Raw genomic sequence first — 16414 nt, forward strand, 5'->3', positions numbered from 1 at the left:
TGTGGCGCCATCCGCGTTCGAATCCATGTCCCATACCTACGACTACATCAAGGATGGCCAGGCCATCTACGTTCAGTCCTTTGCCACCATCCGTTCCGAGGCACGCCTTGAGCGGTTCAGTACGGAGGAGGCGCGGGTGGTGGTGCGCGTGATCCACGCCTGTGGGATGGTGGATGTGGCAGACGAGGTGGTGTTCTCCACCCACGCCGCTCGCGCCGGACGCCAGGCGTTGCTGGCGGGCAAGCCCATCTTGTGCGATAGCCAGATGGTGGCGCACGGCATCACCCGCGCGCGTTTGCCGGCGGACAATTCGATCGTGTGTACCCTGAATGATCCCACGGTGCCTGAGCGAGCGCGGCAGATCGGCAATACGCGCTCCGCCGCTGCCCTGGATCTGTGGGGGGAGCGCCTGGATGGGGCTGTGGTGGCCATTGGCAATGCGCCGACCGCGCTGTTTCATCTGCTGGAGTTGATGGACGCAGGCGCGCCGCGTCCGGCTCTGGTGATCGGGATGGCAGTGGGTTTTGTGGGCGCTGCGGAGTCCAAGGACGCCCTGGCGGCCTATCCGGGACTCGAATCGGTGATCGTGCGCGGTCGTCTGGGGGGCAGCGCCATGGCCGTGGCTGCCATCAACGCCCTGGCCAGTGAGCAGGAATGATGTCTGGCGGTACGCTTTACGGCATCGGCCTGGGCCCCGGCGACCCGGAACTCATCACCCTCAAGGCCTTGCGCCTGCTTCAGGGCACCCCTGTGGTGGCTGCCTTCTCCAAGGCCGGGCGCACCGGCAATGCCTGGACCATTGCCGCCCCGCATCTGAGGGACGAGCAGACCCGTTTGCGTCTGGAATACCCTTTCACCCTGGAAGTATCGGTGACCGACCCCCGTTATCATCAGGAGATGGGGGTGTTTTACGAGGCCTGTGCGGCGCAATTGGCGGCGCATCTGGAGGCCGGTCGGGATGTGGCGGTGATCTGCGAGGGGGACCCGTTTTTCTATGGTTCTTACATGTACCTGCACGACCGTTTGGTGGGGCGTTTCCCGGTGCAGGTGGTCCCGGGCATTACGGGTATGAGTGCCTGCTGGACGCAGGCCAACACGCCGATCACTCATGGGGATGATGTGTTGACGGTGTTACCCGGCACCCTCCCGGAAGACACTCTGGTGGAGCGTCTGGCCCATACGGATGCCGCCGTGTTCATGAAGGTGGGCCGTAATCTGCCGCGGGTTCGATCGGCTCTGGTTCGGGCGGGGATGCTGGAGCGGGCCTTGCTGGTGGAGCGGGGTTCCATGGAGGGGGAGCAGGTGCAGCGACTGGCGGAGCGCGCCGAGGATGAGCCGGCGCCCTATTTCACCATTGTGCTGGTTCCCGGCAGGCAGGGGGTGCGATGAGCGGTCGTGTGGATATCATCGGTCTGGGGCCGGGCGCCGAGGATCTGCGCTGCCCTCGGGCCGCCCGGGCGCTGGAACAGGCGACGGATCTGGTGGGTTATGTGCCTTATGTGGAGCGGGTGGCGGCGAACACGAGGCAGCGTATCCATGGCTCGGACAATCGTGAGGAGATCATGCGTGCCCGCCTGGCCCTGGAGCTGGCGGAGCAGGGTCGTCGGGTGGCGGTGGTGTCTTCCGGCGATGGTGGGGTGTTCGGCATGGCGGCGGCGGTGTTCGAGGCGATGGATCATGGGGAGCCCCGGTGGCGGGATCTGGAGGTCCAGGTGTATCCGGGGGTTTCGGCGGTGCTGGCGGCGGCGGCGCGTTTGGGGGCGCCCTTCGGGAATGATTTTTGTGTGATGTCGCTATCGGATAATTTGAAGCCGTGGGGGGTGATCCTGAATCGCCTGGAGGCGGCGGCCCAGGTGGGGTTTGCCATGGCCTTTTACAATCCGATTTCGAAGGCCCGGCCCTGGCAGTTGGGTGAGGCCCTGGATCGGTTGCGGGTGCATTTGCCCGGGTCGGTGCCGGTGATGTTTGCCCGTGCGGTGAGTCGACCGGAGGAGCATGTGGAGTTCACGACCTTGGGCGATGCCCGCCCGGAGCAGGCGGATATGCGCACGCTGGTGATCGTCGGCAATGCGGAGACGCGTGTGATCGAGCGGGCCGGGCGTGATCCCTGGGTGTATACGCCGCGGAGTGTGGGTGGGGGGTGACTTGGGTCCTCTGCCTGGGTTTTGCATTGGTGGTGGTTCCCCTCATCGGGGCCGTGTTCCCTGCGGCGGGACGCCGTGAATACCTCCCTGTAGGCTTGACCGCCGCATCCCTGCGGCGAACACCCGCCTCCGGGAACCCGCCCCCGCTGAGGGGATTGGGCTGTTGGGGCTTCGTTCGGGGTGCCTGGGCTTTACTTCGGTGCTGGTTCCCCTCATCGAGGCCGCATTCCTTGCGGCGGGACGCCGTGAATACATCCCTGTAGGCTTGACCACCGCATCCCTGCGGTGAACACCCGCCTCCAGGAACCCGCCCCCGCTGAGGGGATTGGGCTGTTGGGGCTTCGTTCGGGGGACGTATTTCAATACTGTGGCCGTGGCCACATGACCCTGTACGGGCCGTTCGCGAACGGCCCGCGCGGAGTGTCTGACTTAGACGGGCCCTTGTGCCGGCAGGGTGGTATCCCATGCGGCGGCCAGGCGCTTCTCGAAGCGCCCGTACGAAAGATGCTCTGTGAGAAGGCCCGCGCGGAGTGTTTGACGCAGACGGTCCGTCGGTTTACCCCTAAGCAAACGCTCCGTTGCTCGTGAACTGATGCAGCCAAGCCAGGGCGGCTTGGGCGTGGGGCACTTTGTGGGCAACCTGGGCCACGGGCGGGCGTTCCACCATGACCACCTGGACGCCACATTGACGGGCCGCCTCCAGTTTGGCCCTTGTGGCGTCGCCACCAGAGTTCTTGGTGACCAGGGTGTCGATGCGGTGTTCTCTTAGCAGGGCCAGTTCATCTTCAAGTTGGAATGGCCCACGCTGGGTCAGGCACAGGCATTGGGGCGGGCGGGTTTCGGGGAGTTCGACGCTGCGGGTGATGTAGTGGTGCTGGGGGGCCTGGCAGAAGGCGGCCAGTTCCAGTTGGCCGATGGTGAGCAGCACACGTCTTGGGGTATCGCCCAGGGCCTGGGCGGCTGCGGCCATGTGGGGCACGCTGCGCCAGTGATCCTCGGGCTCGGGAGTCCATGCCGGGCGGCGCAGGGCCAGGAGTTTGCAGCCGGCTTGATCCGCTGCGGCAGCTGCGTTGGCGGAGATCTGGGCGGCGAAGGGGTGGGTGGCATCGATGATGATGTGGGTGCCTTCGGCGCGGATCCAGTCCACCAGGCCTTGAATGCCTCCAAAGCCGCCGGTGCGGCAGCGCAGGTTGGGCAGGCGCGGCTTGCGGGTTCGGCCTGCTACTGAGTACACGGTGTCGAACCGGGCGTCATCTTCCAGGCCTTTGGCCAGTTCCATGGCCTCGCCGGTACCACCGAGGATCAGGAGTTTGAGGGGGTGTTGGGTGTCTTTGGGCATGAGAGGAGGAGGTTTCAGGGGACGGCACGATGGTGGTCATCACCTTACTGGACACGGCCTTGGTGTTCCATGATCAGCCGGGTCCGCTCCCCTTCTCCCCGCGGGGGGAGAAGGGAGTGTCAGGCATGTCTCCTCAACCTATGAATAAAGGACGTTTTGAGCCCCTCTCCCGCTGGCGGGAGAGGGGTTGGGGTGAGGGTGGGAGGGGCCGGCGGGAATCCCAATTTATGGCACACTTGCAAGGATCCCTTCCCCCACTGCATCGCCCATGACGGATTCCCCTCTCTCACAACCCGCCCCGTCCCGCCCCTGGCTGCATTTGATCGGCCTGGGAGAGGAGGGCATTGACGGTTTGACCCCTGCTGCCCAGGCCCTGGTGCGTTCCGCCGAACTTGTGGTGGGTGGCCGGCGCCATCTGGAGTTGGCTTCTTCGTTGATTCAGGGCAGGGCGCTGCCCTGGGCATCGCCCCTGTCGGATACGCTGCCTGAACTCATGGCCCATCGGGGGCGCCCGGTGGCGGTACTGGCCTCGGGAGATCCCTTTTTCTTTGGCGTGGGCAGTACCTTGCGTCCGCATCTGGAGCCCGGCGAATGGCTGTGTCTGCCGCATCCTTCCAGTGTTGCGCTGGCGGCGTCCCGGCTGGGTTGGTCGCAGCAGGACTGTGCGGTGATCTCCCTGACGGGGCGGCCTCTGGAGAGTCTGCGTCCGGCATTGCAGCCGGGTGGCCAGGTGTTCGTGTTCAGTGCCGATGCGACGACGCCCTTTGAGGTGGCCCGGGCACTGGTGGATTGGGGTTTCGGGGAGAGCATCGTGACCGTCCTGGAGGCCCTGGGCGGTCCTCGTGAACGTCAGCGATCGTCGGTGGCCTGTGGTTTCGAGCTGGATGACGTCAACCCGCTGAACCTTCTGGCCATTCAGGTGGTGGCGGGGCCGGAGGCCCGGGTGTTGCCGCGGTCACCGGGTTTGCCCGATGACTGGTTTGAGCACGATGGTCAGATCACCAAGCGCGAGGTGCGGGCCGTGACGTTATCGAGCCTGCGACCCCGGGTGGGTGAGCGGCTCTGGGATGTGGGCTGCGGCTCGGGGTCGGTGTCCATTGAATGGCTGCTGGCCCACCCTTCCACCCAGGCCATCGCGCTGGAGAGCCATGAGGATCGTGCGGCTCGGGCTGCGCGCAACGCGGCATCGCTGGGGGTGCCTCGTCTGGAGGTGAAGGTAGGACGGGCGCCTGGGGTGCTGGAGGGTTTGCCGACACCGGATGCGGTCTTTCTGGGCGGCGGTGCTCGGGATCCCGAGGTCATTGACTACTGCTGGGAGGCACTGCGCCCTGGCGGGCGGCTGGTGGCCAATGTGGTGGTGCTGGAGACCGAGCAGGTGATTCAGGCTGCCTGGCAGCGACTGGGGGGTAGTCTCACCCGGCTCTCCGTGGAGCGTCTGGATACGGTGGGTGGGCTACATGCCTTCCGGCCGGCCATGTCGGTGGTGCAATGGGTGGTGGACAAGCCGGTTGTGGGGGCCGCCTCATGCAGCAATGATGACGAATGGCCACCTTGATCGGGGCTTGTTTGTGGGAGCGGGCCTCGCCCGCGAATGGTGTGCCTGGGATCTGCCTTGGTGGTGGTTCCCCTCACCGGGGCCGTATTTCTTACGGCGGGACGCCGTGAATACGTCCCTGTAGGCTTGACCACCACATCCCTGCGGTGAACACCCGCCTCCAGGAACCCGGCCCCGCTGAGGGGGGGGTGGCCGTGTGGCTTCGTTTGGGGTGCTCCGGGTATGCTTTGGTGGTGGTTCCCCTCATCGAGGCCGCATTCCTTGCGGCGGGACGCCGTGAATACGTCCCTGTAGGCTTGACCACCGCATCCTTGCGGTGAATACCCGCCTCCAGGAACCCGGCCCCGCTGAGGGGGTTTGGCCGTGTGACTTCGTTTGGGGTGCCCGGATTCGGTCGTAGCGGTTTTGGTAGGCCACCGATCTTGTATGGTGTGTTGCTTGACCGATCATCTTCACTGTCATTCGGATCTTCACAGGATTAACCCATGACCGTTCATTTCATCGGCGCCGGGCCCGGTGCCGCCGACCTGATCACCTTGCGCGCGGCGCGTCTGCTGGGCGAGTGTCCGGTGTGCCTGTATGCGGGCTCCATTGTCCCTCGTGAGGTGCTGGATCATTGCCCGCCGGGGGCACGTCTGGTGGATACCGCGCCGCTGGATCTGGATGCTATTGAGGGGGAGTATGTGCGTGCCTTCGAGGCGGGGGAGGATGTGGCGCGGCTGCATTCCGGTGATCTGTCAGTTTATAGCGCCGTGGCGGAGCAGATGCGGCGTCTTGAGCGCTTGGGTATCCCGTATGCACTGACACCCGGCGTGCCTGCTTTTGGTGCGGCGGCCGCCGTGCTGGGTCGGGAGTTGACGGTGCCGGAGGTGAGTCAGAGCCTGGTGATCACCCGGGTGTCGGGGCGGGCCTCGAAGATGCCTCCGGATGAGACCCTGGAGAATTTTGCCCGTACCCAGGCCACGCTGGCGATCCATTTGGCGATTCATCGTCTGGAGGAGGTGGTGGAGCGCCTTGAGCCGTTTTACGGGGTGGACTGCCCGGCAGCGGTGGTGGCCCGCGCCACCTGGCCGGATCAGGTGGTGGTGCGCGGCACCCTGGGGGATCTGGTGGAGATGATGCGGGCCTCGCCGGTGGAGCGCACGGGGTTGATCCTGGTGGGGCATGCCCTGGGGAGTCGGGATTTTAGGGAGAGTGCCCTTTATGACCCGGGGTATCGGCGTCGTTATCGGTCCGGGGGGGGCTGAATAGGTTGGGTGCCTGCCGTCCCCTCATCCTCAGCCCTTCTCCCCAGAGGGGAGAAGGGAGCCGACCCTGACATTCCGGCGTGTTATCCCTTGGGGAGAGGGTCATATGATTGAGCCCCTCTCCCGCTGGCGGGAGAGGGGTTGGGGTGAGGGCCTACGGGGCCGAGGTGGCCTCGCCCACCAGATGACCGGAGCGGTCAAACACCAGGATCTCCAGCTGGCTCTGCTGCGGGTCGATCAGGTGCAGGGCAAAGTGCAGTGCCGCCCGGGCCACGGCGTCGCCGATGGGAACGCCCGCCGCCCGGGCATGGTCGAACGCTTCAGCCACGGTGTTAGACTGGCGAATCCTGTCCTGACAGGGTTCATCGGCCCCCACCGTGGCCGCCAGATCCGCCAATTGCCCCAGGTCCGCCTGGCCGCGTCGGGAGTGTACATCCATGAAACCCTGGGACAGCTTCGTGATCTTGGCCATGCCGCCGGCCACCGTGATACGTGGCACGGGGTGGGTGCGCAGGTATTTGAGCATGCCGCCGATGAAGTCCCCCATGTCGATGAGTGCCTCTTCGGGCAGTTCGTGATGGGCCTGCACGGCCTTCTCGGAGGTGCGCCCGGTGGAACCAGCCACGTGGGGCAGCCCAGCGGCACGGGCCACGTCGATGCCCCGCTGGATGGAATGGATCCAGGCCGAACAGGAGAAGGGGATCACCACGCCCGTGGTACCCAGGATGGACAGCCCGCCGACGATGCCGAGGCGGGGATTGAGGGTCTCGATGGCAATTTCTGCCCCCCGCGGGATGGATATTTCCACTTCAAGGTCGCCGAGCACGTTAAACTGTGCGGCTACCTCGCTCACGGCCTGTTGCATCATGGCCCGGGGCGAGGGATTGATGGCGGGTTCGCCCGCCGGGATGGGCAGGCCCGCGCGGGTCACCATGCCCACCCCTTCGCCAGCGGTGAATGTGATGCCGCTTCCCGGTGCGCCCTGGCGCACCGTGGCCCGGATCAGGGCGCCGTGGGTGACATCCGGATCATCCCCGGCGTCCTTGACGATGCCCGCCATGGCGGTGCCATCCCCCCGTTCCTGCACCGCCAGGGAAAACATCGGGGTGCGGTTCTTGGGCAGGGTCACCTGGACAGGGTCCGGGAACTGACCACTGACCAGGGCCGTGAAGGCTGCCTTGGTGGCCGCGGTGGCGCAGGCCCCCGTGGTCCAACCGCGTCGAAGGGCCGTACCCTGTTTGGGGGGCGTAGGGGTCTGCTCAGACATAGCACGGAGTATACTGATCGATGAATTCACTGTCCCGGACAAGCCAACCCACCATGGGCACGGCGCTGGATACACTGGATGCCCTGATCCCGGGGCTGCCGCGCATGCGCCCGGGCGAGGTCTGGATCGTGGGCGCCGGGCCAGGTGATCCGGGGCTGCTGACCCTGCATGCGCTCTCGGCGTTGCTGCAAGCGGATGTGCTGGTGCACGATGCCTTGATCGACCCCAGAACCCTGGCCATGGTGCGCCCCGACGCGGTACGCATCTTCGCTGGCAAGCGCGGCGGCAAACCCTCCACTCATCAGGACGACATCACGGCCACCCTGGTGGATCAGGCCCGGCGCGGCTTTCGCGTGGTGCGTCTCAAGGGGGGCGATCCCTTCATGTTCGGTCGCGGCGGGGAGGAAGTGGCCGCGCTGCTGGAGGAGGGGATCCCCAATCGCGTGATCCCGGGCCTCACCTCGGGTCTGGCGGGACTGAGTGCCGTGGGCATTCCGGCCACCTGCCGGGGCGTGAATCAGGCGGTGTTCCTGGCCACCGGCCATGGCGCCGGGCGCAAGCCCACGCCGGAGGGGATCGACTGGACCCTGGTGGCCCGTCTGGGGCAGCCCGTGGTGCTGTACATGGCCATCAAGAACCTACCCCATATCCTCCAGGGTCTGACCGATGGCGGCATGGCTGCGGACACCCCGGCAGCCGTGGTGACCTCGGCTACCACGCCCCAGGAGCGGGTGGTGATCGCCACGCGGGCCACCTTGCTCGAGACCATCACCCGGGAGCGCCTGGAGGCGCCAGCGATCATTGTGCTGGGGGATATTGTCCAATGCCGGACCACCCTTGACCGGGTGGTGACCCACACGGTCAAGGAAATGTCAGATAGCTGAGCATCTCATCGGCGCCATAGATTGGTATGCTTCAGTCATTGATTGATAAGGTCTTTCGCCCATGGCACGCTGGCGCCCGCCGCAACCCCGTTCATCTCCTTACATCACCCCCGAGGGTCATGCGACCCTGGAGGCGGAGCTACAGGGTCTGTGGACGCGCCGCGCCGACGTGACCCGCCACCTGTCTGCCGCAGCAGCAGAAGGCGATCGTTCGGAGAATGCGGAATACATCTACCGCAAGAAGGAATTGCGGGGGATCGATCGGCGCATCCGTTACCTGCAGAAGCGGTTGCCTACCCTGCAGGTGGTGCGTGATCCCCCGACGGACCAGGCCCGTGTCTTCTTCGGCGCCTGGGTGACCCTGGCCGATGCCTCGGGTCGCGAAGTGGTCTACCGCATTGTCGGTGCCGATGAGTTTGACCCGGAGGGGGGCTGGATCAGTCTGGATTCCCCCGTGGCCCGGGCCCTCCTGGGCAAGCACCTGGACGATGAGGTGGAGGTGGAAACACCGGGTGGGGTGGTCCGCTACGAGGTGGTGGATGTGGCATACCGGGGCGCCGAGGCGTCCCCTGACTCTTGAGGTTCTTACCATGCGTTTTTGCTGGTCCAATCTGCTGCTCATCGCCGTGGTCGTGATACTGGGGACGGCCAGCATGCTCTCCAGTTGCGGTCAGCGAGGCGACCTGTACCTGCCCGATGACGAGGATCGACGGGCCGACCCCTAGGCCTTTCAGTTCACTGCCACACAACCCACCGGGCCATCGGCCCGACCCCGAACCGGATATCGACGGATGGATCATTTCAATTACCAGGACGGCGTTCTCTGTGCCGAGGACGTGAGTCTGCAAGCCCTGGCCGAGGCCCATGGTACGCCCCTGTACGTGTATTCCCGGGCCACCCTGGAGCGCCACTGGAAGGCCTTTGACGATGCCCTGGGGGATCACCCCCACCTGGTGTGCTACGCGGTGAAGGCCAATTCCAGCCTGGCGGTGCTGAACGTGCTGGCCCGTCTTGGGGCGGGTTTCGATATCGTCTCCGGCGGTGAGCTGGAGCGGGTGCTGCGGGCCGGGGGCGACCCGAAGCGCGTGGTGTTCTCGGGCGTGGGCAAGCAGGTGGGGGAGATGCGCCGGGCCCTGGAGATGGGCATCCGCTGTTTCAATGTGGAATCGGTGGCGGAACTGGAGCGCCTGAACCGGGAGGCCGGCGGGCTGGGCATGATCGCCCCGGTCTCCATCCGCGTGAATCCTGACGTGGATGCCGGCACCCATCCGTATATCTCCACCGGCCTGAAGGAGAACAAGTTCGGGGTGGATGTGGAAGATGCCCTGGATCTTTACCGCCAGGCGGCTGCTCTGCCCCACCTCAGGGTCACGGGACTGGATTGCCATATCGGCTCGCAGCTCACCTCACTGGATCCGTTCGTGGATGCCTTGCGCCGGGTCCTACTGCTGACCCGAGCCCTGGAAGGGGAGGGTATCCACCTGGATCACCTGGACCTGGGCGGTGGCCTGGGCATCCGTTATCAGGATGAGACCCCGCCCTCGCCACGCGACTATGCCCAGGCGATGCTGGCCGAGCTCAAGGACACCGACTACGAGATCCTGCTGGAGCCCGGCAGGGCGATTGCCGGCAATGCAGGCGTCCTGCTCACGCGCGTGGAGTATCTCAAGCCCACTCGTCACAAGGATTTTGCCATCGTCGATGCGGCCATGAACGATCTCATTCGCCCGGCCTTGTACGACGCCTGGATGGATATCCTGCCGGTGCGTCCCCGCGGCGGTGAAAGCCGTGAATATGATGTGGTGGGCCCGGTCTGCGAGACTGGCGACTTCCTGGGCAAGGGGCGCTCGCTGGTGCTGGAAGAAGGGGATCTGCTGGTGGTGCGTTCCGCCGGTGCCTACGGTTACGTGATGAGTTCCAACTACAATACCCGGGCCCGGGCCGCCGAGGTGATGGTGGAGGGTGATCGTGCCCATGTGATCACCCGGCGCGAGACCCTGGAGGATCTGCTGGCGCGGGAGACGGTATTGCCTGCATAGGTTGTGCCCGCCGCCCCCTCATCCCCGGCCCTTCTCCCCGGAAGGGAGAAGGGAGAAAGGCTGGCTGCCTGGTGGAAGGTTGCAACACCCTTCCCGTGGTGGGACATGACACAATAGAGACTTCACCCTTCCCCAAGAGGAGTCCCCATGGCACGCGAGATCATTGCCACCCCCAAGGCCCCCCAGGCCATCGGCCCCTATTCCCAGGCGGTGAAGGTGGGTCACACCGTCTACCTGTCCGGCCAGATCCCGCTCATCCCGGAGACCATGGAGCTGGTGGATGGGCCCATGGAGGATCAGGTGCGCCGCGTCTTCGATAACCTGTCCGCCGTGGCCGAGGCCGCCGGAGGGGATCTCAACGATATTGCCAAGCTCAACATCTTTCTCACCGACCTGGGGCATTTCGCCACCGTCAACGAGATCATGAGCCAGTACTTTGCCGAGCCCTATCCGGCCCGCGCCGCCATCGGCGTGGCCAGCCTGCCCAAGGGCGCACAGGTGGAGATGGATGCCATCATGGTTCTGGAGTAAGCCTGACTCCCCACGCAACGGACGCACCCATGACTGAACCCATCACCGCCCTCAAGGGGGTGGGTCCGAAGATGGCTGCCCGGCTGGATCGCCTGGGCATCGCCACCGTCACCGACCTGCTGTTTCATCTGCCGGCTCGCTACCAGGACCGCACCCGCCTCGTACCCATGGGTGGCCTGCGACCCGGAGACGAGGGCGTGGTGGAAGGGGAGGTGGATCATACCGAGGTGGTGGCACGGTCCAAACGCATGCTGCTGGTGCATCTGAGCGATGGCACCGGCGGCATCACCCTGAGGTTCTTCCATTTCTCCGGTGCCCAGCAGCAGGCCATGGCCCGGGGCACCCGCCTGCGCTGTTTCGGTGAGGCCCGCATGGGCAAGGCGGGCATGGAGCTGGTGCACCCCGAGTACCGCATCCTGCGTGAGGGCGAGGCAGTGGTGGAAGAATCCCTCACGCCCATCTATCCCACCACCGAGGGGCTGCACCAGATGAGCCTGCGTCGGCTCACCGACGAGGCCCTGGCCCGACTGGATCGGATCCCCGAGTGGTTGCCCGCGCATATCCTGGATTCGGCAGGGCTGCCGGATCTGGTCACGGCCCTGCGCACCGTGCACCGCCCGCCGCCTGATGCCCCCGTGTTCAGCCTGCTGGAGGGCCGCCACCCGGCCCAGCGTCGACTGGCGTTCGAGGAACTGGTGGCCCATCACCTGAGCCTGGGTCGTGTCAGGGCACGGACCACGGATCAGCCCGCCCCCCCGGTGCGGGTAGCCGGTCAACTCCCGCAGCGATTGCTGGAAAGCCTGCCGTTTCCGCTGACCGGGGCCCAGCAGCGTGTGATCCATGAGCTGGTGAACGATATGGCCCGGCCCCATCCCATGCTGCGTCTGGTGCAGGGGGACGTGGGGGCGGGCAAGACCTTGGTGGCCGTGGCTGCCTGTCTTCATGCAGTGGAGGCGGGCTATCAGGCGGCGGTGATGGCGCCCACGGAGATCCTGGCCGAGCAGCACCATCGCAACTTCAAGGCCCTGCTCGAACCCCTGGGTGTTGAAGTCGCCTGGTTCTCGGGCAAGCAGGGGGCCAGGGCTCGCCGCGAGGCCAGTGAGGCGCTGGCCACCGGCCAGGCCCGGGTGGCCGTGGGCACCCATGCCCTGTTCCAGGGAGATGTGACCTTCCAGGATCTGGCCCTGGTGGTGGTGGATGAGCAGCATCGTTTTGGTGTGCACCAGCGCATGGCACTGCGGGAGAAGGGCGCCCGGGACGGGCGTCTGCCCCATCAGCTGATCATGACCGCCACCCCCATCCCCCGCACCCTGGCCATGACCGCCTACGCGGACCTGGACTATTCAGTCATTGATGAGCTGCCACCGGGGCGCAAACCCATCAAGACCGTGGCGCTCAGTGATGACCGGCGCGAAGAGGTGGTGCAGCGGATTCATCACGCCATTGGTGAGGGGCGCCAGGCCTACTGGGTGTGCACACTGGTGGAGGAATCCGATGTGCTGCAGGCCCAGGCAGCGGAGGATACCCATGCCCAGCTGGAGGAGGCCCTGGAGGGCATCCGTGTGGGGCTGGTGCACGGGCGCATGAAGCCCCGGGACAAGGAGGCGGTGATGGCCCGCTTCAAGGCCGGGGAGGTGCAGTTGCTGGTGGCCACCACGGTGATTGAGGTGGGCGTGGACGTGCCCAATGCCTCGCTGATGATCATCGAGAACGCCGAGCGTCTGGGCCTGGCCCAGCTGCATCAGTTGCGGGGGCGTGTGGGGCGGGGCGAGGCGGCCAGTGCCTGTGTGCTCATGTATCACCCGCCACTGTCCCAGACCGCCCACCGGCGTCTGGAGGCCTTGCGCAACAGCACCGACGGTTTCGAGATCGCCCGCATCGACCTGGACCTGCGCGGCCCCGGCGAGGTGCTGGGCACCCGCCAGACCGGGATGATGCAATTTCGCATCGCCGACGTGGTGCGCGATCAGGACCTGCTGGAGGACGTGAAGACCGCGGCCGGCTGGCTGGCCGCCGAACACCCTGACCACGTGGACCCTCTGATCGACCGCTGGCTGAGCGGCTCCCAGGAATATGGTCGTGTGGGTTGAAGGGCCGCGAGACCGATCGGTCTCATCACGCTGGCGATTGAATTGAACAAAACCCTTCTGTCAGTGCACTAATACGGGGATTGGACACTGGCTACTGATTCTCAGTGTAAGATCTGGATAACACAAAGTAGCCCCGCTCGTCGGTCATATGAATGCGCTTATCGGCCTGGATGCGCTCGGTTTCGGTGGGGTACGCATCACCCTCGATCAATAAAAGCTGAAAGGAGAAGCTGAATGCAATTGAATCTCAACGAGCTGCTCTTCGGCGGTCAGACACCCACCTCCATGGCCACCGATGCGGGCATGACCGTGCTGCGGGTGTCGGCCGGGCTGATGATGGCCTTTGGGCATGGATTGGGTAAGCTGCCCCCTTCGCCGGGGTTCGTGGGTATGGTGGAAGGGCTCGGGTTCCACTCGCCCGAATTGTTTGCCTGGATGGCCGGCCTGGCCGAGGGGATGGGTGGCCTGCTGCTGGCCGCCGGGCTGCTGACGCGGGCGTCGGCAGTGGCCATCCTGGGTTCCATGCTGGTGGCGGCCTTCATGGCCCATGGGGGTGACCCTCTGTTTGCCACCGGTGGTCCCAGCAAGGAGCTGGCCCTGCTGTATGCCGCTGTGATGGTGCCCTTCCTGATCGCAGGCTCCGGCCGCTACGGGGTGGACTCCATGTTCCGTCGTCAGGACGATTGATCAGCGGGGATTCAGATGTGAGCGGCCCCAAATGCCATTGTTGTTCAGGGCCGCCCTTTTCCTGGCATGTTCCGCAGCTGTCATACTTTCATCATACTGTCATCTCGCTCGGTCTTAATGTCGCCCCTGATATCCATTGATCCGGAGCCCCATGAAACAAGCCCTGGCAGCCCAACCCGCCTCTCGCGCCGTCCGTCACCTGGCCAGGACCTATCTGGACCAGGCCCAAGCGGCCTGCGACCGGCTGGATGATCCCGCGGATACCGAAGCCCTGCATGACTTTCGGGTGGCCCTGCGGCGCCTGCGCAGTCTACTCAAGGCCCATAAGGGCTACGCAAAGCAGTGGCTGTCGAAGAAACTGCGTCAGCGCGCCAAGGATCTGGCATCCAGCACCGGACTGGCGCGGGATACCGAGGTGCAACTGGCCTGGCTCATGAGCCAGCAGGCTCGCATCAAGTCCCATCAGCGCTCGGGTTTTCTGTGGATGAAGGCGCGTCTGCAGTCTCGGCTTGATGATGAATATGCGGACATCCGGTCGGCAATACCGTCTGCCTTCAAGCGTTTTCACAAGCGCATGAACGAACGGTTGGATCTGGACAAGGACGATGACGCTCCACCGTTCGGTCGGGTCACGGCCCTGCGCCTGACCGAGGCTGCCGAGGAGTTCCAGGTTCACCTGGACAAGGTGAGCAGCGATGCTACCCAGGAGGAAGTCCACCAGGCGCGGATCGCCGGCAAACGCCTGCGCTATCTGCTGGAACCCGTGGCCAGGGAGCTTGAGGGTGGCAAGGATCTCATCAAGGAACTCAAGGAGATGCAGGACCTCATGGGGGAGATCCATGACATCCAGGTATTTGCCGAAGAACTGGCTCAGGCCTCTGAGGAGGCCGGCGCCGAGCGCATGCGGCGAATGGTGCAACTTTCCCTGGAGCGTGGCGAGGACGACCCGGACCTGCAAGCAGCACGGCGCACCGACGAACGGGCTGGCCTGATGAGCCTGGCCCGACAACTTCACGACCGCCAGGAGCACTTGATGTCGCGGCTGAGTGCCAAGCTTGAAGATGGTGAGGCGGAGCGTTTTCTGGCGCATCTGGAGCAGGCAGTGGAGCAGCTTCACGCACTGGCCTATCCAGAGGACTGACCCGCCTCCTTGGCACGGTTCCGTAATGCACCACGCAGTTCACCTGAAAAATTTGCCCGCCGATTTCAATCGAATCCATCAATCCGCAATAATCCGCACCCGGTCTATGCTATCTTCCGGAACGGGCTCGGCCGGCGGAGACATGGCAGTCTGTCCGGGTGGCCCATGATTCAAACCATCCAGAAGAACGGGAGGCCAAAACGGCCCCCAGACTCCCAGGAGGAGTTTTGCCATGCTGAAAAGTTGTATTCGTTGGGCGGGTGTGGCCGCTCTGAGTTGCGCGGTGGCGCTGGGCGGCGCCTTATCCGCGGATGAACATGCCAACTGGCCAAGCTCCGCCAAGGTGGGTACCGCCTCTCAGGGTGGAACCTACTTCATCTATGGCGCCGGCTGGGCGGGCCTTGTGGACGAAGCCACGGGTGTCAATATGTCCGCTGAGGTCACCGGTGGCCCCGCCCAGAACATGGTGCTGGTCCATCAGGGACAGCTTGAATTCGGCATGACCACCATGGGGCCCGCCTTCGAAGGCTGGAATGGCAAGCTGCAGGTGGCCAGAGGCCTGGAAACGCGCAACGTGCGTGCCATGTTCCCCATGTATCAGACCCCCATGCAGGTTGTTGCGCTGCAGCGATCGGGTATCGATAGCGTGTCCGATCTGGACGGCAAGCGTGTGGGCGTGGGTCCCCGTGGGGGCACCGCCAGCATGTTCTGGCCGCGCTTCTTTGAAGACCTGGGTCTGGATGTGCGTGTGCGCTTCGGTGGTGCCGCTGACCAGGTGGGTCAGGTGCAGGATGGTATCCTGGATGCCTTTGCCTTCGCCGCGGGCGTGCCCATCTCTGCCTTCAGTCAGATCGAGGCTCAGCAGCCGGTGAACATCTTCTCCCTCAACGAGGAAGAGATCGCCCGGATGGTGGAAAATCACCCCGTGAGCCGCATTGTCATTCCGGGTGGCACCTATCGCACGGTGGAAGAGGATCAGGCCACGGTGGCACTGTGGAATTTCGCCATTGCCAATAAAGACATGCCGGAGAGCCTGGTTTACGAGATCATGAAGACGGTATTGGACAACAATGACCGCATGATGAACGTGCATCGTTCCGCCAGGGAAACCCTGCCCGAAAACATGGAGCACAACAATTTCATGTGGTTCCATCCGGGAGCCGTGCGTTACTATCAGGAAAAGGGCATTGAGGTGCCCGAGGATCTGATTCCGCCCGAATACGAGGGCTGAGAAGCTGCCAGGATGGTTGTCAAGGAGTCGGGCCGCGCTATTGCGGCCCGACGCTTTTGACCTCAACCACACTGACGCTCCGGCCTCACGTCATCCCTGGACGGTGCGTTGCCTTGATTGACACTGAACGCTCAGAAGATCTCTCCCATGACGAGCTCCGAAAAATCGGGCCCCGCTGAAGATAAAGATATCGCTGCCGCCGCGGCCGCCGCCGAGGAAGGCACTTCCTCTCAGCGCAATCTCACCCGTTGGCAATACT

General features: G+C 64.7%; 16 protein-coding genes. 14 read left to right on the forward strand and 2 right to left on the reverse strand.

All coding sequences use genetic code 11. The annotated features are described in order from the left end of the window. The first annotated feature begins 25 nt into the window (after nt 1-25). The 3 genes from LPW29_RS05150 to cobJ are packed head-to-tail and all read left to right on the forward strand — an operon-like array spanning nt 26 to nt 2144. Complete coding sequence (locus tag LPW29_RS05150; RefSeq protein ID WP_238627145.1) at nt 26-658, forward strand: precorrin-8X methylmutase; 633 nt, start codon at nt 26-28, stop codon at nt 656-658. Beyond that, the gene (locus LPW29_RS05155; RefSeq protein WP_238627146.1) at nt 658-1389 is read left to right on the forward strand and encodes a precorrin-2 C(20)-methyltransferase; all 732 of its coding nucleotides are present in this window, start codon (nt 658-660) and stop codon (nt 1387-1389) included. The genes LPW29_RS05150 and LPW29_RS05155 overlap by 1 nt, the downstream gene beginning before the upstream one ends. Continuing rightward, nucleotides 1386-2144, forward strand: coding sequence for a precorrin-3B C(17)-methyltransferase (gene cobJ / locus LPW29_RS05160; RefSeq protein WP_238627147.1), 759 nt, complete (start codon nt 1386-1388; stop codon nt 2142-2144). The genes LPW29_RS05155 and cobJ overlap by 4 nt, the downstream gene beginning before the upstream one ends. A gap of 562 nt (nt 2145-2706) precedes the next feature. Here the strand turns inward: cobJ and LPW29_RS05165 are convergent. After that, on the reverse strand, nt 2707-3483 hold the full coding sequence (locus LPW29_RS05165) for a cobalt-precorrin-6A reductase (RefSeq protein ID WP_238627148.1): 777 nt from the start codon (nt 3481-3483) through the stop codon (nt 2707-2709). A gap of 268 nt (nt 3484-3751) precedes the next feature. Between LPW29_RS05165 and cbiE the strand changes: the two genes are divergently transcribed. Then, complete coding sequence (cbiE, locus tag LPW29_RS05170; RefSeq protein WP_238627149.1) at nt 3752-5038, forward strand: precorrin-6y C5,15-methyltransferase (decarboxylating) subunit CbiE; 1287 nt, start codon at nt 3752-3754, stop codon at nt 5036-5038. A gap of 485 nt (nt 5039-5523) precedes the next feature. Beyond that, complete coding sequence (gene cobM / locus LPW29_RS05175) at nt 5524-6285, forward strand: precorrin-4 C(11)-methyltransferase (protein WP_238627150.1); 762 nt, start codon at nt 5524-5526, stop codon at nt 6283-6285. Nucleotides 6286-6439: 154 nt separating this feature from the next. Here the strand turns inward: cobM and LPW29_RS05180 are convergent, their stop codons facing one another. Further along, nucleotides 6440-7552 (reverse strand): cobalt-precorrin-5B (C(1))-methyltransferase, encoded by a 1113-nt coding sequence (locus tag LPW29_RS05180; RefSeq protein ID WP_238627151.1) that lies wholly within the window; start codon nt 7550-7552, stop codon nt 6440-6442. Nucleotides 7553-7572: 20 nt separating this feature from the next. On the opposite strand from LPW29_RS05180, the gene cobA reads away from it, so the two are divergent. The 9 genes from cobA to LPW29_RS05225 all read left to right on the forward strand — a co-directional run bounded on the left by cobA (nt 7573) and on the right by LPW29_RS05225 (nt 16155). Next, nucleotides 7573-8436 carry a uroporphyrinogen-III C-methyltransferase gene (gene cobA / locus LPW29_RS05185; RefSeq protein ID WP_218140395.1) on the forward strand — a complete coding sequence of 288 codons (864 nt, stop codon included), beginning with the start codon at nt 7573-7575 and terminating at the stop codon, nt 8434-8436. 61 nt (nt 8437-8497) lie between these two features. Further along, on the forward strand, nt 8498-9016 hold the full coding sequence (gene greB / locus LPW29_RS05190; protein WP_238627152.1) for a transcription elongation factor GreB: 519 nt from the start codon (nt 8498-8500) through the stop codon (nt 9014-9016). A gap of 10 nt (nt 9017-9026) precedes the next feature. Further along, nucleotides 9027-9161 carry an LPS translocon maturation chaperone LptM gene (gene lptM / locus LPW29_RS05195; protein WP_090251794.1) on the forward strand — a complete coding sequence of 45 codons (135 nt, stop codon included), beginning with the start codon at nt 9027-9029 and terminating at the stop codon, nt 9159-9161. Nucleotides 9162-9227: 66 nt separating this feature from the next. After that, nucleotides 9228-10475: a diaminopimelate decarboxylase gene (gene lysA / locus LPW29_RS05200; protein ID WP_238627153.1), complete on the forward strand. Its 1248-nt coding sequence runs from the start codon at nt 9228-9230 to the stop codon at nt 10473-10475. Between the two features lie 147 nt (nt 10476-10622). Then, entirely contained in the window at nt 10623-11006 is a 384-nt protein-coding gene (locus LPW29_RS05205; RefSeq protein WP_090251799.1) for a RidA family protein, read from the forward strand. Nucleotides 11007-11035: 29 nt separating this feature from the next. Next, nucleotides 11036-13096 (forward strand): ATP-dependent DNA helicase RecG, encoded by a 2061-nt coding sequence (gene recG / locus LPW29_RS05210; RefSeq protein WP_238627154.1) that lies wholly within the window; start codon nt 11036-11038, stop codon nt 13094-13096. A gap of 234 nt (nt 13097-13330) precedes the next feature. Beyond that, nucleotides 13331-13783 (forward strand): DoxX family protein, encoded by a 453-nt coding sequence (locus LPW29_RS05215; protein WP_090251805.1) that lies wholly within the window; start codon nt 13331-13333, stop codon nt 13781-13783. 151 nt (nt 13784-13934) lie between these two features. Further along, complete coding sequence (locus LPW29_RS05220) at nt 13935-14924, forward strand: CHAD domain-containing protein (protein WP_090251808.1); 990 nt, start codon at nt 13935-13937, stop codon at nt 14922-14924. A 232-nt stretch (nt 14925-15156) separates the two neighbouring features. After that, nucleotides 15157-16155 carry a TAXI family TRAP transporter solute-binding subunit gene (locus tag LPW29_RS05225; RefSeq protein WP_238627155.1) on the forward strand — a complete coding sequence of 333 codons (999 nt, stop codon included), beginning with the start codon at nt 15157-15159 and terminating at the stop codon, nt 16153-16155. Nucleotides 16156-16414: the final 259 nt, after the last annotated feature.

This window comes from Ectothiorhodospira sp. 9100, assembly GCF_022227565.1.
Lineage (GTDB): Bacteria > Pseudomonadota > Gammaproteobacteria > Ectothiorhodospirales > Ectothiorhodospiraceae > Ectothiorhodospira > Ectothiorhodospira marina.

Coding starts and splice junctions, on each gene's coding strand:
- LPW29_RS05150 (WP_238627145.1), top strand. CDS start 26: ATGTCCCATACCTACGACTACATCAAGGATGGCCAGGCCATCTACGTT.
- LPW29_RS05155 (WP_238627146.1), top strand. CDS start 658: ATGTCTGGCGGTACGCTTTACGGCATCGGCCTGGGCCCCGGCGACCCG.
- cobJ (WP_238627147.1), top strand. CDS start 1,386: ATGAGCGGTCGTGTGGATATCATCGGTCTGGGGCCGGGCGCCGAGGAT.
- LPW29_RS05165 (WP_238627148.1), bottom strand. CDS start 3,483: ATGCCCAAAGACACCCAACACCCCCTCAAACTCCTGATCCTCGGTGGT.
- cbiE (WP_238627149.1), top strand. CDS start 3,752: ATGACGGATTCCCCTCTCTCACAACCCGCCCCGTCCCGCCCCTGGCTG.
- cobM (WP_238627150.1), top strand. CDS start 5,524: ATGACCGTTCATTTCATCGGCGCCGGGCCCGGTGCCGCCGACCTGATC.
- LPW29_RS05180 (WP_238627151.1), bottom strand. CDS start 7,552: ATGTCTGAGCAGACCCCTACGCCCCCCAAACAGGGTACGGCCCTTCGA.
- cobA (WP_218140395.1), top strand. CDS start 7,573: ATGAATTCACTGTCCCGGACAAGCCAACCCACCATGGGCACGGCGCTG.
- greB (WP_238627152.1), top strand. CDS start 8,498: ATGGCACGCTGGCGCCCGCCGCAACCCCGTTCATCTCCTTACATCACC.
- lptM (WP_090251794.1), top strand. CDS start 9,027: ATGCGTTTTTGCTGGTCCAATCTGCTGCTCATCGCCGTGGTCGTGATA.
- lysA (WP_238627153.1), top strand. CDS start 9,228: ATGGATCATTTCAATTACCAGGACGGCGTTCTCTGTGCCGAGGACGTG.
- LPW29_RS05205 (WP_090251799.1), top strand. CDS start 10,623: ATGGCACGCGAGATCATTGCCACCCCCAAGGCCCCCCAGGCCATCGGC.
- recG (WP_238627154.1), top strand. CDS start 11,036: ATGACTGAACCCATCACCGCCCTCAAGGGGGTGGGTCCGAAGATGGCT.
- LPW29_RS05215 (WP_090251805.1), top strand. CDS start 13,331: ATGCAATTGAATCTCAACGAGCTGCTCTTCGGCGGTCAGACACCCACC.
- LPW29_RS05220 (WP_090251808.1), top strand. CDS start 13,935: ATGAAACAAGCCCTGGCAGCCCAACCCGCCTCTCGCGCCGTCCGTCAC.
- LPW29_RS05225 (WP_238627155.1), top strand. CDS start 15,157: ATGCTGAAAAGTTGTATTCGTTGGGCGGGTGTGGCCGCTCTGAGTTGC.